The following is a 16,110-nucleotide window of genomic DNA, read 5'->3' as shown; positions in this document are numbered from 1 at the left end:
GGAGCCGGGGACCGCCGTCGGGCAGTGCGGGGAAGAGGTGTCAGAACGCGCGGGTGATCATCGCGCGCTTGACCTCCTGGATGGCCTTGGTGACCTCGATGCCACGAGGGCACGCCTCGGTGCAGTTGAAGGTCGTGCGGCAGCGCCACACGCCCTCCTTGTCGTTGAGGATCTCCAGGCGCTGGGCCGCTCCCTCGTCGCGCGAGTCGAAGATGAAGCGGTGGGCGTTGACGATCGCCGCGGGGCCGAAGTACTGCCCGTCGGTCCAGAACACGGGGCAGGACGACGTGCACGCCGCGCACAGGATGCACTTGGTCGTGTCGTCGAACCGCTCGCGCTGCTCGGCCGACTGCAGGCGCTCCTTGCTGGGCTCGTTCCCCGAGGTGATGAGGAACGGCATGATCTCGCGGTAGGAGGCGAAGAACGGCTCCATGTCGACGACCAGGTCCTTGATGACCGGCAGGCCCTTGATGGGCTCGACGGTGATCGGCTTGTCCGGGTTGACGTCCTTGAGCAGCGTCTTGCAGGCCAGGCGGTTGCGGCCGTTGATCCGCATCGCGTCCGACCCGCAGATCCCGTGCGCGCACGAGCGACGGAAGGTCAGCGAGCCGTCGTGCTCCCACTTGATCTTGTGCAGGGCGTCGAGGACGCGGTCCGTGCCGTGGGCCAGGACCGTGTACTCCTCCCAGTACGCGTCCTCACCGTGCTCGGACTCGGGGTTGTACCGGCGGAGCTTGATCGTGACCTCGAAGGAGGGCACGGCACCGACCTCGGTCTTCTCAGAACCGGCAGGGGCTTCGAGTGTGGCAGTCATCAGTACTTACGCTCCATGGGCTCGTACCGGGTCTGGGTGACGGGCTTGGAACCCAGCACGATCTTGTAGGAATCGAACTCCTCGACGTGGTCGAAGTAGCCGTCGACGTGACCGTCGGCGGTGTCGCCGGCGGACGTGGGGCGACGGTAGGCCATCGTGTGGAGCATGTAGTTGGCGTCGTCGCGGTTCGGGTAGTCCTCGCGGTAGTGACCGCCGCGCGACTCCTTGCGGTTGATCGCGGCGATGACCGTGACCTCGGCGATGTCGAGCAGGAAGCCCAGCTCGATGGCCTCGAGGAGGTCGGTGTTGAACAGGCGTCCCTTGTCCTGGACCGAGACGTTGCGGTAGCGGTCCTGGAGTGTGCGGATGTCCGAGAGCGCCTGGTCGAGCGACTCGCCCGTGCGGAACACCTGGGCGTTGGCGTCCATGGTCTCCTGGAGCGCCTTGCGGACGTCGGCCACACGCTCGCCGTCGGGCCGGTTGCGCATCTCGTCGAGCTGCGCGATCACGGCCGCTGCAGGGTTCTCGGGGAGCTCGCGGTACTCGGCCGTCGCGGCGTACCGCGCGGCCTCGCGACCGGCGCGCTTGCCGAACACGTTGATGTCGAGGAGCGAGTTGGTGCCGAGGCGGTTCGATCCGTGGACCGAGACGCACGCGACCTCGCCGGCCGCGTACAGGCCGCGCACGACGTTGTGACCGTCGCGCAGCACCTCGCCGCCGACGTTGGTCGGGATGCCGCCCATGGCGTAGTGCGCCGTGGGGTAGACGGGCACGGGCTCCGTGTAGGGCTCGATGCCGAGGTACGTGCGCGCGAACTCCGTGATGTCCGGCAGCTTGGCGTCGATGTGCGCGGGCTCGAGGTGCGTGAGGTCGAGCAGGACGTAGTCCTTGTTCGGCCCGGCGCCGCGGCCCTCGCGGACCTCGTTCGCCATCGAGCGGGCGACGATGTCGCGCGGTGCCAGGTCCTTGATGGTCGGGGCGTAGCGCTCCATGAAGCGCTCGCCCTCGCCGTTGCGCAGGATGCCGCCCTCACCACGGGCGGCTTCCGACAGGAGGATGCCGAGGCCCGCGAGGCCCGTCGGGTGGAACTGGAAGAACTCCATGTCCTCGAGCGGGAGGCCGCGCCGGTAGGCGAGCGCCATGCCGTCGCCCGTGAGGGTGTGCGCGTTGGACGTCGTCTTGAAGATCTTGCCCGCGCCGCCCGTGGCGAAGATGATCGCCTTGGCCTGGAACACGTGGATCTCGCCGGTCGCGAGGTCGTAGGCGACGACGCCCGTCGCGTTGACCTGCTCGCCGTCGGGCACGTCCTCGGCCGCGAGGTCGTGGTCCGTGATGAGGTCCAGGACGTAGAACTCGTTGAAGAACTCGACGTTCTGCTTGACGCAGTTCTGGTAGAGCGTCTGGAGGATCATGTGACCCGTGCGGTCCGCGGCGTAGCACGAGCGGCGTACCGCGGCCTCGCCGTGGTTGCGCGTGTGCCCGCCGAAGCGGCGCTGGTCGATCTTGCCCTCGGGCGTGCGGTTGAACGGCAGGCCCATGCGCTCGAGGTCGAGCACCGCGTCGATGGCCTCCTTGGCCATGATCTCCGCGGCGTCCTGGTCGACGAGGTAGTCGCCGCCCTTGACGGTGTCGAACGTGTGCCACTCCCAGTTGTCCTCCTCGACGTTCGCGAGGGCGGCGCACATGCCGCCCTGCGCCGCGCCGGTGTGGGACCGGGTGGGGTAGAGCTTCGAGATGACCGCCGTACGGACCTTGCCGGACGACTCCAGTGCCGCGCGCATGCCGGCGCCGCCTGCTCCGACGATGACGACGTCGTACTGATGGGTTTGCATCGGTGTCGATGCCTCCTGTGACGAGTGGGAAGGGGGGACGGGACGTCAGGCGACGGCTGGGGGAACGTCGCCGGGCGGGTCCGTCAGGCGGTGCAGAACGACGGGAGCTGGTAGTCCAGGGCGTTCGGGGGGCACGGGTCGAACGTGAAGACCACGAGCGTGCCGAGCACGGTGACGACCACGAACGCGAGGTACAGCGCGAGCTTGAGCACGAGGCGCGTGCCGTCACGCTGCGCGTAGTCGTTGATGATCGTACGGACGCCGTTGGTGCCGTGGATCATCGCGAGCCACAGCATCAGGAGGTCCCAGACCTGCCAGAACGGGGAGGCCCACTTGCCGGCGACGAAGCCGAAGTCGATCGCGTGGACGCCCTCGCCGACCATGAGGTTGACGAACAGGTGCCCGAAGATCAGGACGATCAGCACGACGCCCGAGGCGCGCATGAAGACCCAGCTGTACAGCTCGTAGTTCGAGCGCGTGGACTTCTGCCGCTTGTACGGGTCGCGGGGGGCCGCGAGGGGAGAGCTGGTGCTCGTGGTGCTCATCAGTGCCCACCTCCGAAGACGTTCATGAGGTGGCGGGGCAGGAAGCCCGCCATCGTCACGGCGAACAGGCCGACGACGACCCAGAGCATGGTGCGCTGGTACTTGGGCCCCTTGGCCCAGAAGTCGACGAGGATGATCCGGACACCGTTGAAGGCGTGGAACACGATGGCGGCCACGAGGCCGGCCTCTCCGAGTCCCATGATCACGGTCTTGTAGGTGCCGATCACGGCGTCGTACGCCTCGGGCGAGACTCGTACAAGTGCTGTGTCCAGCACGTGCACGAGGAGGAAGAAGAAGATGAGCACGCCGGTCACGCGATGCGCGACCCACGACCACATGCCTTCACGGCCGCGGTACAGCGTGCCAGCAGGTGCACTGGGCACTTAGGGGCCTCCTGTGGCGAGTTCAGGGGTGAGATATCGAGCTGGACGACGTCGTCCGCCGGGGGCCGTTCACGACCGCTCCGCGCCGAGGCTCTGGCGAGTCCGGTGGAGCGGCAGATCCAGGGCTCGCCGGAGTCCGCCGATATCCGTCTCTGGGGTTCCACCATAGTGACACCGGCATCGTGGTGCGGACCGCGGGGGGTTCCAGGCGGCCCGGCCACCCCTGTTTGTGACCCATTCCACACGGGGGTCGATGGCTCGTGGATGCCCGTCCACGGGAGGTCGCCGCACGCCCGGTCACGCGTCGGTCACGCGTCGGTCACTATGCTTCGAGGATGTCGACGCACCCTTCTCCCGCTCCTGCTCCCGCACCCGCCGACTCGACCTCGCAGGTCCCGGCGATCCCCGGTTTCTACGCCGTGATCCCCGCAGGGGGAGCCGGCACCAGGCTCTGGCCCCTCTCGCGCCGTGGCAACCCCAAGTTCCTGCTGGACCTCACCGGGGCCGGGCGATCGCTGCTGCAGGCCACGGTCGACCGGCTCGTCCCCCTCGCCGGTGAGGAAGGCATCGTCCTCGTGACGGGCCGGCAGCACGTCGCCTCGGCACGCACCCAGCTCCCGACCCTGCGGGACGACGCGCTGCTGGCCGAGCCCTCTCCCCGGGACTCGATGGCCGCGATCGGCCTGGCCGCCGCGGTGCTCGAGCAGCGGCACGGCGACGTCGTGATCGGTTCGTTCGCGGCGGACCAGGTCATCACCGGACGGGCGGCGTTCGAGCAGGCCGTCCGTGAGGGTGTGGAGGCGGCCCGGGCGGGATACGTCGTCACGGTCGGGATCGCGGCCTCCCGGCCGTCGACGGCCTTCGGCTACGTCAAGAGCGGGGCCTCGCTCGACCTCGAGGGCGCTCCCAGCGCGCTGCACGCCGAGGGGTTCACCGAGAAGCCCGACGCGGCGACCGCCCAGCGGTACGTCCGCTCGGGGGAGTACCGCTGGAACGCGGGCATGTTCATCACCCGCACGTCGGTCCTGCTGGGGCACCTCGCGGACCAGCGCCCCGAGCTGCACGACGGTCTGCGTACCGTGGCCGCGGCCTGGGACACCCCGGACCGCGACCGCGTCCTGGCGGAGGTCTGGCCCGGTCTCGAGAAGATCGCGATCGACCACGCGGTCGCGGAGCCGGTCGCGGCCGTGGGCGGGGTCGCGGTCGTCCCGGGGAACTTCGGCTGGGACGACATCGGTGACTTCAACTCTCTCGCCGCGCTGCTCCCCTCGGCCGACGAGTCGGGTTCCAAGGTCCTCGGCGACGTCGGGCGCGTCGTGCGACACGAGAGCGCGGGCTCGGTCGTCGTCCCCGCGAGCAACCGGGTCGTGACCGTCCTGGGGCTCGACGACGTCGTGGTCGTCGACACGCCCGACGCGCTCCTGGTCACCACGCGGGCGCGGGCCCAGCAGGTCAAGTCGATGGTCGACCTCGTGCGTGAGCGCGGCCTGGACGAGCTGCTCTGACGCCTCGCGCCCGGGTGCGCTGGTGCACGGGCCAGCGTCGCCGTCGGGCACGGAGGAGTTCCTCCTGCCCGACGGCGACGCCCGTCCCGTGCCGTCCGGTGCGTGACCCCGTCGCCCGCGCCGACGAGGCCGGGGATAGTCTCGGCTGGTGAGCAGTCCTGAGGAGAGCACCGAGAACAGCACCCCGTCGGACCGTGCCGGGACGGGGGCGAGGCCGCCCGCGTCGGTGCACGTGCTGCCGCGGACGGTGCGCGGGGACAGGGTGGTCGAGCTCGCGGCGGCCTTCGAGGACGAGCTCGTCGCGATCCGCCGGGACATCCACGAGCATCCCGAGGTGTCGCGCACCGAGACCCGCACGACGGCGTTGATCGCCGACCGGCTGCGCGCCGCGGGCCTGGAGCCACGGCTCCTGCCGGGCACCGGCCTCGTGTGCGACATCGGCGACGGGCCCGACGGCGCGGCGCCCGGGAGGGTCGCGCTGCGGGCCGACATCGACGCGCTCCCGGTCCAGGACCGCTGCGAGCTCCCGTGGGCCTCGACCACACCGGGGGTCGCGCACGCGTGCGGGCACGACGTGCACGCGACCGTCGTGCTGGGCGCAGGGCTCGTCCTGGCCGCGCTCGCCGAGCAGGGTGAGCTGCCCCGTCCGGTCCGGCTCGTGTTCCAGCCGGCGGAGGAGGTCCAGCCCGGCGGCTCGCTCGACGTGATCGCCGCGGGCGGCCTGGACGGGATCGAGGAGATCTACGCGGTCCACTGCGACCCCAAGGTCGACGCCGGGCAGATCGGGACGCGCATCGGCCCCATCACCTCGGCGTCCGACGAGGTCTCCGTGACCATCACCTCGCCCGGCGGGCACACGTCCCGCCCGCACCTGACCGGCGACGTGGTCTATGCGCTCGGGCAGGTCATCACGCAGGTCCCCGCGGTGCTCGGCCGGCGCCTCGACCCGCGCTCGGGCGTCAACCTCACGTGGGGCGCGGTGCACGCAGGGTCGGCGCACAACGCGATCCCCAGCACGGGTACCGTCCGCGGGACGCTGCGCTGCCTCGACGTCCGGGCGTGGGAGTTCGCGGGTCAGGTGCTGCACGACGCGGTCGAGCAGGTCGTCGCCCCCTACGAGGTCGAGGTCACGGTCAACCACACCCGTGGGGTTCCGCCGGTCGAGAACGCCGAGGACTGCACGGCCTCGCTCGAGGCTGCTGCGCGCGACGTGCTCGGACCCGCGTCGGTGCTGCTCACGGAGCAGTCGCTCGGCGGCGAGGACTTCGCGTGGTACCTGACGAAGGTGCCCGGCGCGATGGCCCGGCTGGGCACGCGGACGCCCGGTGGGCGGTCGTACGACATCCATCAGGGGGACCTGCGCGTGGACGAGAGCGCGATCGGCGCGGGCGTCCGCCTGCTCGCGCGCGTCGCGCTGGGCTGAGCGGCCCGGAAACCGGAACCCGGGTCCCGGGTGCTCTGTCGCGTACGGCCGGGGACGCACGCAGGACGAACCGTTGCCTTGTGCAACCAAGTGTCCGACGGCTGGAACGCGAACGGTCACGGCTGAGACGTCAGATGACGCTTCCATAACGAAGCGTCCGCGTTACCCGCAAGTAACGTCCGACGTCCCTCGACGTGGCTAGTGTTCGATCAATACAGGCCGACGGACCCCGTGACCTACCCGTGCAACGTCGCGCGGGCAGGTCCCGGTTTTCTCCCGGGGGCCATCGACGAGATCGAACGGAGCTCATGGTGAAGAGAGCAACGCAGATGACAGCGCTCGCGGCCGTCGCCGCGCTGGCGCTGGCTGCATGTGGGAGCGCACCCGACGAGGGCAGCGCGTCGGGCACGGCCGGGGGCTCGGAGTCGAGCTTCAAGGCGTGCATGGTGTCCGACGCCGGAGGCTTCGACGACAAGTCCTTCAACGAGTCGGGCTACAACGGCCTCAAGGCTGCCGAGAAGAGCCTGGGCATCCAGACCGCCACCGCCGAGTCGAAGGAGGAGTCGAACTTCGCTCCGAACATCGACAACCTGATCTCCGAGAACTGCAACGTCATCGTGACGGTCGGCTTCCTCCTCGCGACGGCAACGGGCGACGCCGCCCAGGCCAACCCGGACGTCGACTTCGCGATCGTCGACTCGACGGCACAAGACGCTGACGGCAACACGATCGAGCTCGACAACGTCAAGCCGATCAGCTTCGACACCGCCCAGGCCTCGTTCCTCGCGGGCTACCTCGCCGCGGGCATGAGCAAGACCGGCACCGTCGCGACCTACGGTGGCCTGGAGATCCCGTCCGTGACGATCTTCATGGACGGCTTCGTCGACGGCGTCGCGAACTACAACGAGACGCACGGCACCGACGTCAAGACGCTCGGCTGGAACAAGGACACCCAGGACGGCTCGTTCGCCGGTGGCTTCGAGGACCAGTCCCAGGGCCAGCAGCTGACCCAGACCTTCATCGACCAGGGGGCGGACATCATCATGCCCGTCGCCGGTCCGGTCGGCGTCGGCACGCTCGCCGCCGCCAAGGACGCGACCGACGTGTCGGTCATCTGGGTCGACGCCGACGGCTTCGAGACCAACCCCGACAGCGGCGACCTCATCCTGACCTCCGTGCTCAAGGAGATCGGTGCGGGCGTCGAGGACGTCATCACGGCGGCCTCCGAGGACGAGTTCTCGAACGAGCCCTACGTGGGCACGCTCGAGAACGGCGGCGTGGACATCGCGCCGTACCACGACTTCGACTCGAAGGTTCCTCAGGAGCTCAAGGACGAGATCGACCAGCTCCGCAAGGACATCATCGACGGCACGATCGTCGTGGAGTCCCCGAGCTCGCCGTGACCTGACGCAGTACATCGTGGTCGAGCCGGCCCGGCACCTCGCCGGGCCGGCTCGACCAGTCTTGGGCTAACGTCGCAGGCAAGGCTGCCTGTGCATCGAAGGAGACCGTACGTGAAGCTGGAGCTCCGCGGAATCACCAAGTCGTTCGGACCGCTCGTCGCCAACGACCACATCGACCTCGTCATCGAACCGGGGCAGATCCACGCCCTGCTCGGGGAGAACGGCGCGGGCAAGAGCACGTTGATGAACGTGCTGTTCGGCCTCTACCAGGCCGACTCGGGCAAGATCCTGCTCGACGACGTCGAGCGCGCCTTCCGTGGACCGGGAGACGCCCTGGCCGCCGGGATCGGCATGGTGCACCAGCACTTCATGCTCGTGCCGGTCTTCACCGTCGCCGAGAACGTCATGCTGGGCCACGAGGACACCAAGGCCGGGGGACTGCTCGACCTGGACGCGGCCCGCAAGCGCGTGCGCGAGCTGTCCGCGCGGTTCGGGTTCGGGCTCGACCCGGACGCCGTCGTCGAGGACCTCCCCGTCGGCGTCCAGCAGCGCGTCGAGATCGTCAAGGCTCTCGCTCGTGAGGCGAAGGTGCTCATCCTCGACGAGCCCACCGCGGTGCTCACGCCGCAGGAGACCGACGAGCTGATCGAGATCATGCGCCAGCTCCGCGAGTCCGGCACCTCGATCGTGTTCATCACGCACAAGCTGCGCGAGGTCAAGGCCGTCGCCGACGTCATCACGGTCATCCGCCGGGGCGCCGTCGTCGGGACCGCCGAGCCGACCGCCTCCGAGAGCGAGCTCGCCTCCCTCATGGTGGGACGCGCGGTCTCCCTCGGTCTCGACAAGGCGCCCGCGCAGCCCGGCGAGGAGACGTTCGTCGTCACCGACCTCACGGTCCTCGCGCCGAACGGGCAGGCGGTCGTGGACCACGTGTCGTTCTCCGTCGCGCAGGGCGAGATCCTCGCCGTCGCAGGCGTGCAGGGCAACGGGCAGACCGAGCTCACCGAGGCCATCCTCGGGCTCCTGCCCTCGGCCGAGGGGTCGATCTCCCTGCACGGGCAGGAGCTGCGGGGACTGACGCCCGACGCGGCGCTCGACGCCGGGATCGGCTTCGTCCCCGAGGACCGCAAGGTCGACGGGCTCGTGCTCGACTTCTCGGTCGCCGAGAACCTCGTGCTCGACCTCTACGACAAGCGTCCCTACGCCAAGGGCATCGGCCTCGACCTGGGGGCGATCCGCCGCAACGCCGAGCAGCGCATCTCGGAGTTCGACATCCGTACCCAGGGCCCTGGCCAGGAGGTGGGGCGGCTCTCGGGCGGCAACCAGCAGAAGGTCGTGCTGGCGCGCGAGCTCTCGAGGCCGCTCAAGCTGTTCATCGCGAGCCAGCCGACACGCGGCGTCGACGTGGGCTCGATCGAGTTCCTGCACCGTCGCATCGTGCAGGAGCGCGACAACGGCACGCCCGTGATCATCGTGTCGACCGAGCTCGACGAGGTCGTCGAACTCGCCGACCGCATCGCCGTGATGTATCGGGGCGGGATCGTCGGCGTGGTGCCGCCGACGACGTCGCGCGAGGTGCTCGGCCTCATGATGGCCGGGGTCCCGCACGACGAGGCCATCGCACAGGTGCACGACCAGACCGACACGACGGGAGCAACCCAGTGACCGACCAGCAGCCCGCCCCGCCACCGACGGGAGAGCCGGCGCCCGAGCCGGCCGGCGCGGCAAAGCCTCAGCCCGAGGGCTCGGAGTCCGCTCGCTGGACCGCCACCTTCCGCGAGATCACGACCGGACCGTTCGGCGTGACCGTCCTGGCGTTCGTCCTCGCACTGGTCATCGGCGGGCTCCTGATCATCGTCACCGACCCCGACGTGACCGCGGCCGCGAGCTACCTCTTCGCCAAGCCGGCCGACTTCTTCGGTGCGGCCTGGACGGCCGTGAGCGAGGCCTACGCCGCCATGTTCCGCGGAGCGGTGTACAACTACGACGCACCGACGTTCGCGCGCGGCATCCGTTCCCTCACGGAGACCATGACGGTCTCGACCCCGCTGATCATCGCCGCGCTCGGCGTGGCGGTCGGCTTCCGCGCGGGGATGTTCAACATCGGCGCCCAGGGCCAGGTCATCATGGGGGCCGCGATCGGCGGCTACGTCGGCTTCGCGTGGAACCTCCCGCCGGTGCTGCACCTGCTGCTCGCCCTGCTGGGCGGCATCCTCGCCGGTGGCTTCTGGGCCGGCATCGCGGGCTTCCTCAAGGCACGCACCGGTGCGCACGAGGTGATCGTGACGATCATGCTGAACTACGTCGCGCTCTACCTCGTGGCGTGGTTCCTCACGACGAGCGCCTTCACCCGGCCCGGGTCGAACCAGCCCAAGAGCCCCGGGGTCAAGGACACCGCGCAGCTCCCGCTGCTCCTCGGTGACCAGTTCCGCCTGAACGCTGGCTTCCTGGTCGCGATCCTTGCCGCGGTCTTCGTGTGGTGGCTCATGACGCGCTCGACCTGGGGCTTCCGCTTCCGGGCCGTGGGCTCGAACCAGCAGGCCGCCCGGACCGCGGGCATGGGCGTCGCGTCGTCCTTCGTCCTCGTCATGGTCGTCTCCGGTGCCCTCGCCGGGCTCGCAGGTGCCGTGCAGATCCTCGGCACCGAGAAGGCGCTCACGGGCGGCATCGCGGGCTCGATCGGGTTCGACGCGATCACCGTCGCCCTCCTCGGGCGTTCCAAGCCGCTGGGCATCTTCTTCGCCGGACTCCTGTACGCCGGGCTCAACGTCGGCGGGCGCGCGATGGAGGCCTCGACCGGGACCTCGATCAACATCGTCCTGGTCATCCAGTCGCTCGTCGTCCTCTTCATCGCGGCGCCGCCGCTCGTGCGGGCGATCTTCCGCCTGCCCGCCCCGAACCCCGTCGTCATGAAGGGAGTCAGCGCATGACCGCCATGGCTGCACCTGCTACCCAGGTCGCTACCGTCACCGCGGCCCGCAGCTGGAAGCTCCCCATCACCCTGGGCGTCTTCGGGCTCCTCTCGTTCGTCCTGTTCGGTCTCCTCGGACCGGCGGGGTCGGTCACGACGTTCGGCATCTCGACCGGGGCTGACCTGCTCCAGTTCGACCCGGTCGCCGTCCCGACCAGGGCGACCGCGATCGTGCTCTCGGTCCTGTGCCTCCTGCTCGCGGGCTACGCGTACGTCCGGGTGCGCGCGGACCAGCCGGTCGGCCGGTGGGTGGTCGCCGTCTTCGGTGTCCTGTGGGTCCTGACGTTCCTCGTGTGGGCCGTCGCGGACAAGAGCACCTCGATCGTGAGCCTTCTCCAGGGGTCGCTGCTCCTCGCGGTCCCGCTCGCGTTCGGCGCCCTCGGCGGCCTGCTCAACGAGCGGGCGGGCGTGGTCAACATCGCGATCGAGGGTCAGCTCCTGACGGGGGCCTTCGGCGCCGCGGTGCTCGCCTCGGTCGTGGGCAACGCCTACATCGGGCTGGTCGCCGCCCCGATCGCGGGTCTGCTCATCGGCGCGATGCTCGCGCTGTTCACGGTGAAGTACCACGTGAACCAGATCATCGTCGGTGTGGTGCTCAACGTGTTCGCCGTGGGCCTGACGAGCTTCCTGTTCAGCTCGGTGCTCAAGAACGACGCGGCCACGCTCAACACCCCGCCGCGCCTGCCGACGCTGCCGATCCCGCTGCTGTCGGAGATCCCGATCGTCGGACCGGTGCTGTTCCGCCAGTCGATCATCGTCTACCTGCTCTACGTCGCGGTCATCGTGATCAGCATCGCGCTGTTCCGCACCAAGTGGGGTCTGCGTGTCCGTTCGGTGGGCGAGTACCCGCAGGCGGCCGACACGGTCGGCATCGACGTCAACCGCACGCGGTGGCGCAACGTCCTGCTCGGGTCCATGGTCGCGGGGCTCGGTGGCGCGTTCTTCACGATCGGCTCCGTGGGGGCGTTCGGCCAGGAGATGACGGCCGGCAAGGGGTACATCGCGCTCGCCGCCATGATCCTGGGTCGGTGGACCCCGTGGGGTGCGCTCGGCGCAGCTCTCCTCTTCGGCTTCGCCGACAAGCTCCAGCAGGTGCTCGGTGTCCTCGAGACGCCGATCCCCAACCAGTTCATGCTGATGCTGCCGTACATCGTCACGATCTTCGCCGTGGCGGGTCTCGTCGGCCGCGTCCGTGGTCCCGCCGCGGCGGGTCAGCCCTACGTGAAGGGGTGACGGCGTGAGCGAGAGCAACCGCGCGGCCGTCGACGCGGGCGACCGCTTCGACTGGCCGGCGCTGCGCGACGCCGCACGGGTCGCCATGCAGAAGGCGTACGCGCCGTACTCGTCCTTCAAGGTCGGGGCGGCGGCGTTCGTCGACGACGGCCGTCTGGTGACGGGCGCGAACATCGAGAACGCGGCGTACGGCGTGACGCTGTGCGCCGAGTGCTCGCTCGTGAGCGACCTGATCGGGAGCGGGGGCGGTCGCCTGGTGGCGTTCGCGTGCGTCGACGGTCATGGCAACACGCTCATGCCGTGCGGGCGGTGCCGCCAGCTCCTGTGGGAGCACGGCGGTCCCACGCTGCTCGTCGAGACGACCCGTGGCATCAAGCCCATGAGCGAAGTGCTGCCCGACGCTTTCGGGCCCGAGGATCTGGTGGAGCGAGCATGAGCACGAAGAGCATCCCGGCGGGCGCCTCCGGCGCGCTGCCCGACAAGGCGACCGAGTCGTTCGACGCGGTCGACGTCATCCGCACCAAGCGGGACAAGGGCCGGCTGTCCGCCGAGCAGATCGACTGGGTCATCGACGCCTACACCCGTGGCGTCGTGGCCGAGGAGCAGATGGCTGCCCTCAACATGGCGATCCTGCTCAACGGCATGGACCGCACGGAGATCGGCCGGTGGACGGCCGCGATGATCGCCTCGGGCGAGCGCATGAACTTCTCGGAGCTCTCCCGGCCCACCGCGGACAAGCACTCGACCGGTGGCGTGGGCGACAAGATCACGCTGCCGCTCGCCCCGCTCGTCGCGGTCTTCGGCGTGGCCGTGCCGCAGCTCTCGGGGCGCGGCCTGGGGCACACGGGAGGCACGCTCGACAAGCTCGAGTCGATCCCGGGCTGGCGTGCTGCGCTGACCAACGAGCAGATGATGCACCAGCTCGAGCACGTGGGTGCGGTCATCTGCCAGGCGGGCTCCGGGCTGGCGCCCGCGGACCGCAAGCTCTACGCGCTGCGCGACGTCACGGCCACGGTCGAGGCGATCCCGCTCATCGCGTCGTCGATCATGAGCAAGAAGATCGCCGAGGGCACGGGCGCGCTGGTCCTGGACGTCAAGGTGGGTTCCGGGGCGTTCATGAAGGATCTCGACCAGGCGCGCGAGCTCGCGCGCACCATGGTGGACCTGGGCACCGACGCGGGCGTGCGCACGGTCGCGCTCCTGACCGACATGTCGACGCCGCTCGGCCTGACGGCGGGCAACGCGCTCGAGGTCCGCGAGACCCTCGAGGTGCTCTCGGGCGGTGGCCCGCGCGACGTCGTGGACCTCACGGTCGCGCTCGCGGTCGAGATGCTCTCCGCCGCTGGCAAGCCCGTCCCGGAGGAGGAGGTCCGGCACGCGCTGTCCAACGGCCGGGCCATGGACAAGTGGCGCGAGATGATCGCGGAGCAGGGCGGCGACGCCCGTGCGCCGCTGCCCGTGGCACGCGAGAAGGAGCACGTGGTCGCGGACCGCGACGGCGTGCTCTCGCACCTCGACGCGTTCGGCGTCGGGGTCGCGGCCTGGCGCCTGGGGGCGGGCCGGGCCCGCAAGGAGGACCCCGTGCAGGCGGGGGCCGGTGTCGAGATCCACGCCAAGCCGGGCGACGTCGTGACCAAGGGCCAGCACCTGCTGACCCTGCACACCGACACCCCCGAGCGTTTCGACCGCGCGGTCGAGGCCCTCGACGGGGCGTGGGGCGTCGCGGACCCGGGCACGGTCGTCGAGACCCCGGCCCTGATCCTCGACCGCCTGAGCTGAGATGACGGCGCAGGCGGGGGAGCCCTCGGACGACGCGGCGACGCGTGGCCCGGGGGCGCCCCCGCCCGACGACCGTCGCCCGCGCTCGGTGTACGGCGTGGGGGAGGAGCCCGACATCCGCTTCAGCCTGGCCAACGAGCGCACCGCGCTGGCCTGGGTGCGGACGGGGCTCGGTCTCGTCGCGGGCGGTGTCGCGCTCACGTCGTTCGCGTCGCTCGCGAGCATGTCGGGCTTCGTCGACGTGATCGCGGCGGTCGCATGCCTCGCGGGGGCGGGCTTCGCGGCCTATGCGCTGCTCGCGTGGCGACGCAACGAACGGGCCATGCGCCGCGGCGAACCGCTGCCCGCGCCGACGGGGCTGCCCGTGCTCGTCGCGGGCGTGCTCGTCCTCGCGCTGCTCGTGGCCGGGTACGCGGTCACCGAGGTCTGGCGGACGTGACCTCCGCGGCCCGCGACCCCGGCCTGCAGCCCGAGCGCACCGCCCTCGCGTGGCAGCGCACGGTCCTCGGCGTCGTGATCGGGTCGGTCCTGCTGGCCGCGGTGAACCTGCGGGTGGGGCAGCCCGTCCTGTCCGTGCTCGCGGGCGCCCTCGCGGTCACGACCCTGGTGCCCGCCGTCCTGCGGCCTCCGTCGGGCGGCCTGCCCAAGGACGGTCGGTTGCGCTCCTGGGGATTCCTCGTGCGGGTCGCGACGCTCGTGGGCGTCCTCGGGTTCCTCGGTGCGGCGAGCGCGGTCGTGAGCCTGCTGTGAGAGCGGGTCGTCGGTGGACCGGAGGGGATGGCAGGCTGTCGGCATGATCGTCGCCGACCTCCATCTGACCCGGGTCCTGCGTGCTCTGGGAGCGGGGCGCGGGCCGTTGCCGCCTGCGCCGCCGTCGGGACGCTACGGCGCCCCCGGGCCCGACGGTGCCGCACCCGCGGTCCGTCGGCTCGCCCGCCGCGCAGGTCACCCCGAGCAGGTCGCCGACCGCCTGGTCGACGCGCTCGGGACGCTGCGCCCGTGGGAGCGGGCGCACGTGCTCGACCCGCTGCGTCGGGCCGCGCCCGACCCGGCGCACGGGGAGGTGGCGGGGGGACCGGCCTCGCCCCCTGCAGGGCCCGACGCCCGCTTCGGCGAGCCGCTCGTGCTGGGCAGCGCCCGCGCGGTCCAGGTCGACCAGACGACGTGCGGCTCGGCGGTGCTCGCGGTCCTCGCAGCAGCGGGCGACCCCGTGGTGGCGCTGTGGCTCGTCGCGGGCACGGACGTCTCGCAGGGGGCGTCGACGCACGTGGTGAGCGAGGGCCAGGGCGGCGCGACCGCCAGAGAGCTCGAGACGTCGTCGGGCCGGTTCGCGGCGCTCCAGCGCGTCCTGAAGGCCCGCACGACGCACGCCGCGCTCGGCCCCCTGCCCTGGCCGGGGGCGCTCGGCACGCCGCCCTGGACCGCCGCGCGCGACGCCCGCTACGCCGACGTCCGCTACGCCCACCGGATCGTCGGCGACGGCGAGCGCGACCCCGTGCTCGCGAGCGCGCTGCGCTCGGCCGCCGCCGGCGTGCCCGTGCCGCTGTACACGGGCGGGGACGTCGGGACGGGGTGGTCGACCGCCGTGCCGCGTCACGTCGTGCTGCTCGCGGGCGTGAGCGGCCCGCAGGAGGACGCCGCCTCGGCGTTCGGCGGACGCTGGTGCGCGGTCTACGAACCGTCCTCCGGGACGCTGCACCGGCTGCGTGTCGCGGACCTGCTCGCGGGGGTCGGTGAGGACGGCGAGCCCGGCAAGGGCGTGCGACGCGCGCTCGGTGGGTGGTCGCACGTCACCTGGGCCGTCCTGCCCGCCGGACGGGCTGGCGGGTCGCGCCGCGTCGGGTGACGATGGGGAGAGACGAGAGGAGCTCACCATGAGCACGGTCCCCGGTACCGATTCCTGGCGGGACGCAGGCCTGGTCACGCCCGACGACGACGCCCCGAAGAACCTGGTCGAGGAGGAGCTGACGCCCCCGGACGCCCCTGGCGACACGGACGACGTGGAGGACTACAGCCCCCGGACGCCGCGCCCCGACCTCGACGGCGCGGCGGACGAGGCCGACGTCGTCGAGCAGGCGTCCGTGGTGCCCCTCGGCGAGGACGCGGACGCCGACGGGGAGTGAAGGCAGGCAGGAGCCCGGCGTGACGCACCCGTGATGCACCCGTGACCTGGGACCGGGCCGTTGTCGCGTGCGCCCGCCCCGCGCCCGGTAGCGTGAGCC

At 71.0% G+C, this 16,110-nt stretch carries 16 protein-coding genes; 12 read left to right on the top strand and 4 right to left on the bottom strand.

Going from position 1 to position 16,110, the window contains the following annotated elements; all coding sequences use genetic code 11:
* Window positions 1-40: 40 nt before the first annotated feature.
* The 4 genes from JOD48_RS13745 to sdhC all read right to left on the bottom strand — a co-directional run bounded on the left by JOD48_RS13745 (window position 41) and on the right by sdhC (window position 3,574).
* Window positions 41-814, bottom strand: a complete 774-nt coding sequence (locus JOD48_RS13745) for a succinate dehydrogenase iron-sulfur subunit (protein WP_191788822.1) — start codon at window positions 812-814, stop codon at window positions 41-43.
* A complete protein-coding gene (sdhA, locus tag JOD48_RS13740; protein ID WP_191788823.1) occupies window positions 814-2,646 on the bottom strand; it encodes a succinate dehydrogenase flavoprotein subunit in 1,833 nt (610 codons plus the stop codon). The genes JOD48_RS13745 and sdhA overlap by 1 nt, the downstream gene beginning before the upstream one ends.
* A gap of 83 nt (window positions 2,647-2,729) precedes the next feature.
* Window positions 2,730-3,191 (bottom strand): succinate dehydrogenase, hydrophobic membrane anchor protein, encoded by a 462-nt coding sequence (gene sdhD, locus JOD48_RS13735; RefSeq protein WP_191788824.1) that lies wholly within the window; start codon window positions 3,189-3,191, stop codon window positions 2,730-2,732.
* Complete coding sequence (gene sdhC / locus JOD48_RS13730) at window positions 3,191-3,574, bottom strand: succinate dehydrogenase, cytochrome b556 subunit (RefSeq protein WP_082608862.1); 384 nt, start codon at window positions 3,572-3,574, stop codon at window positions 3,191-3,193. The genes sdhD and sdhC overlap by 1 nt, the downstream gene beginning before the upstream one ends.
* Window positions 3,575-3,909: 335 nt before the next feature.
* On the opposite strand from sdhC, the gene JOD48_RS13725 reads away from it, so the two are divergent.
* From JOD48_RS13725 to JOD48_RS13670, 12 genes are all read left to right on the top strand, one after another.
* Complete coding sequence (locus JOD48_RS13725) at window positions 3,910-5,079, top strand: mannose-1-phosphate guanylyltransferase (protein ID WP_191788825.1); 1,170 nt, start codon at window positions 3,910-3,912, stop codon at window positions 5,077-5,079.
* 232 nt (window positions 5,080-5,311) lie between these two features.
* Window positions 5,312-6,502 carry an amidohydrolase gene (locus JOD48_RS13720; RefSeq protein WP_307824308.1) on the top strand — a complete coding sequence of 397 codons (1,191 nt, stop codon included), beginning with the start codon at window positions 5,312-5,314 and terminating at the stop codon, window positions 6,500-6,502.
* 311 nt (window positions 6,503-6,813) lie between these two features.
* Window positions 6,814-7,905: a BMP family lipoprotein gene (locus JOD48_RS13715; RefSeq protein WP_372440799.1), complete on the top strand. Its 1,092-nt coding sequence runs from the start codon at window positions 6,814-6,816 to the stop codon at window positions 7,903-7,905.
* 111 nt (window positions 7,906-8,016) lie between these two features.
* On the top strand, window positions 8,017-9,570 hold the full coding sequence (locus tag JOD48_RS13710; protein WP_191788827.1) for an ABC transporter ATP-binding protein: 1,554 nt from the start codon (window positions 8,017-8,019) through the stop codon (window positions 9,568-9,570).
* Window positions 9,567-10,835, top strand: a complete 1,269-nt coding sequence (locus JOD48_RS13705) for an ABC transporter permease (protein WP_191788828.1) — start codon at window positions 9,567-9,569, stop codon at window positions 10,833-10,835. The genes JOD48_RS13710 and JOD48_RS13705 overlap by 4 nt, the downstream gene beginning before the upstream one ends.
* Window positions 10,832-12,109 carry an ABC transporter permease gene (locus JOD48_RS13700; RefSeq protein ID WP_191788829.1) on the top strand — a complete coding sequence of 426 codons (1,278 nt, stop codon included), beginning with the start codon at window positions 10,832-10,834 and terminating at the stop codon, window positions 12,107-12,109. Before JOD48_RS13705 ends, JOD48_RS13700 begins: the two co-directional genes overlap by 4 nt.
* Before the next feature lie 4 nt (window positions 12,110-12,113).
* Window positions 12,114-12,545 (top strand): cytidine deaminase, encoded by a 432-nt coding sequence (locus JOD48_RS13695; RefSeq protein WP_307824154.1) that lies wholly within the window; start codon window positions 12,114-12,116, stop codon window positions 12,543-12,545.
* Window positions 12,542-13,888 carry a thymidine phosphorylase gene (locus JOD48_RS13690; RefSeq protein WP_204809545.1) on the top strand — a complete coding sequence of 449 codons (1,347 nt, stop codon included), beginning with the start codon at window positions 12,542-12,544 and terminating at the stop codon, window positions 13,886-13,888. The genes JOD48_RS13695 and JOD48_RS13690 overlap by 4 nt, the downstream gene beginning before the upstream one ends.
* Window position 13,889: 1 nt before the next feature.
* The gene (locus tag JOD48_RS13685) at window positions 13,890-14,327 is read left to right on the top strand and encodes a YidH family protein (protein WP_191788831.1); all 438 of its coding nucleotides are present in this window, start codon (window positions 13,890-13,892) and stop codon (window positions 14,325-14,327) included.
* Window positions 14,324-14,638, top strand: coding sequence for a DUF202 domain-containing protein (locus JOD48_RS13680; protein ID WP_191788832.1), 315 nt, complete (start codon window positions 14,324-14,326; stop codon window positions 14,636-14,638). Before JOD48_RS13685 ends, JOD48_RS13680 begins: the two co-directional genes overlap by 4 nt.
* Window positions 14,639-14,681: 43 nt before the next feature.
* Window positions 14,682-15,734 carry a hypothetical protein gene (locus tag JOD48_RS13675; protein ID WP_204809544.1) on the top strand — a complete coding sequence of 351 codons (1,053 nt, stop codon included), beginning with the start codon at window positions 14,682-14,684 and terminating at the stop codon, window positions 15,732-15,734.
* A 28-nt stretch (window positions 15,735-15,762) separates the two neighbouring features.
* Window positions 15,763-16,011, top strand: a complete 249-nt coding sequence (locus tag JOD48_RS13670; protein ID WP_191788834.1) for a hypothetical protein — start codon at window positions 15,763-15,765, stop codon at window positions 16,009-16,011.
* Window positions 16,012-16,110: the final 99 nt, after the last annotated feature.

This window comes from Oerskovia paurometabola, from assembly GCF_016907365.1.
Classification (GTDB): Bacteria; Actinomycetota; Actinomycetes; order Actinomycetales; family Cellulomonadaceae; genus Oerskovia; species Oerskovia paurometabola.
The sequence above is the reverse complement of the archived record's forward strand: the minus strand, read 5'-3'. Positions and strand labels throughout refer to the sequence as shown.

Bases quoted from the DNA above. Each gene is read 5' to 3' on its own strand.
- JOD48_RS13745 (WP_191788822.1), bottom strand. From the start codon at position 814: ATGACTGCCACACTCGAAGCCCCTGCCGGTTCTGAGAAGACCGAGGTC.
- sdhA (WP_191788823.1), bottom strand. From the start codon at position 2,646: ATGCAAACCCATCAGTACGACGTCGTCATCGTCGGAGCAGGCGGCGCC.
- sdhD (WP_191788824.1), bottom strand. From the start codon at position 3,191: ATGAGCACCACGAGCACCAGCTCTCCCCTCGCGGCCCCCCGCGACCCG.
- JOD48_RS13725 (WP_191788825.1), top strand. From the start codon at position 3,910: ATGTCGACGCACCCTTCTCCCGCTCCTGCTCCCGCACCCGCCGACTCG.
- JOD48_RS13700 (WP_191788829.1), top strand. From the start codon at position 10,832: ATGACCGCCATGGCTGCACCTGCTACCCAGGTCGCTACCGTCACCGCG.
- JOD48_RS13690 (WP_204809545.1), top strand. From the start codon at position 12,542: ATGAGCACGAAGAGCATCCCGGCGGGCGCCTCCGGCGCGCTGCCCGAC.
- JOD48_RS13685 (WP_191788831.1), top strand. From the start codon at position 13,890: ATGACGGCGCAGGCGGGGGAGCCCTCGGACGACGCGGCGACGCGTGGC.
- JOD48_RS13675 (WP_204809544.1), top strand. From the start codon at position 14,682: ATGATCGTCGCCGACCTCCATCTGACCCGGGTCCTGCGTGCTCTGGGA.
- JOD48_RS13670 (WP_191788834.1), top strand. From the start codon at position 15,763: ATGAGCACGGTCCCCGGTACCGATTCCTGGCGGGACGCAGGCCTGGTC.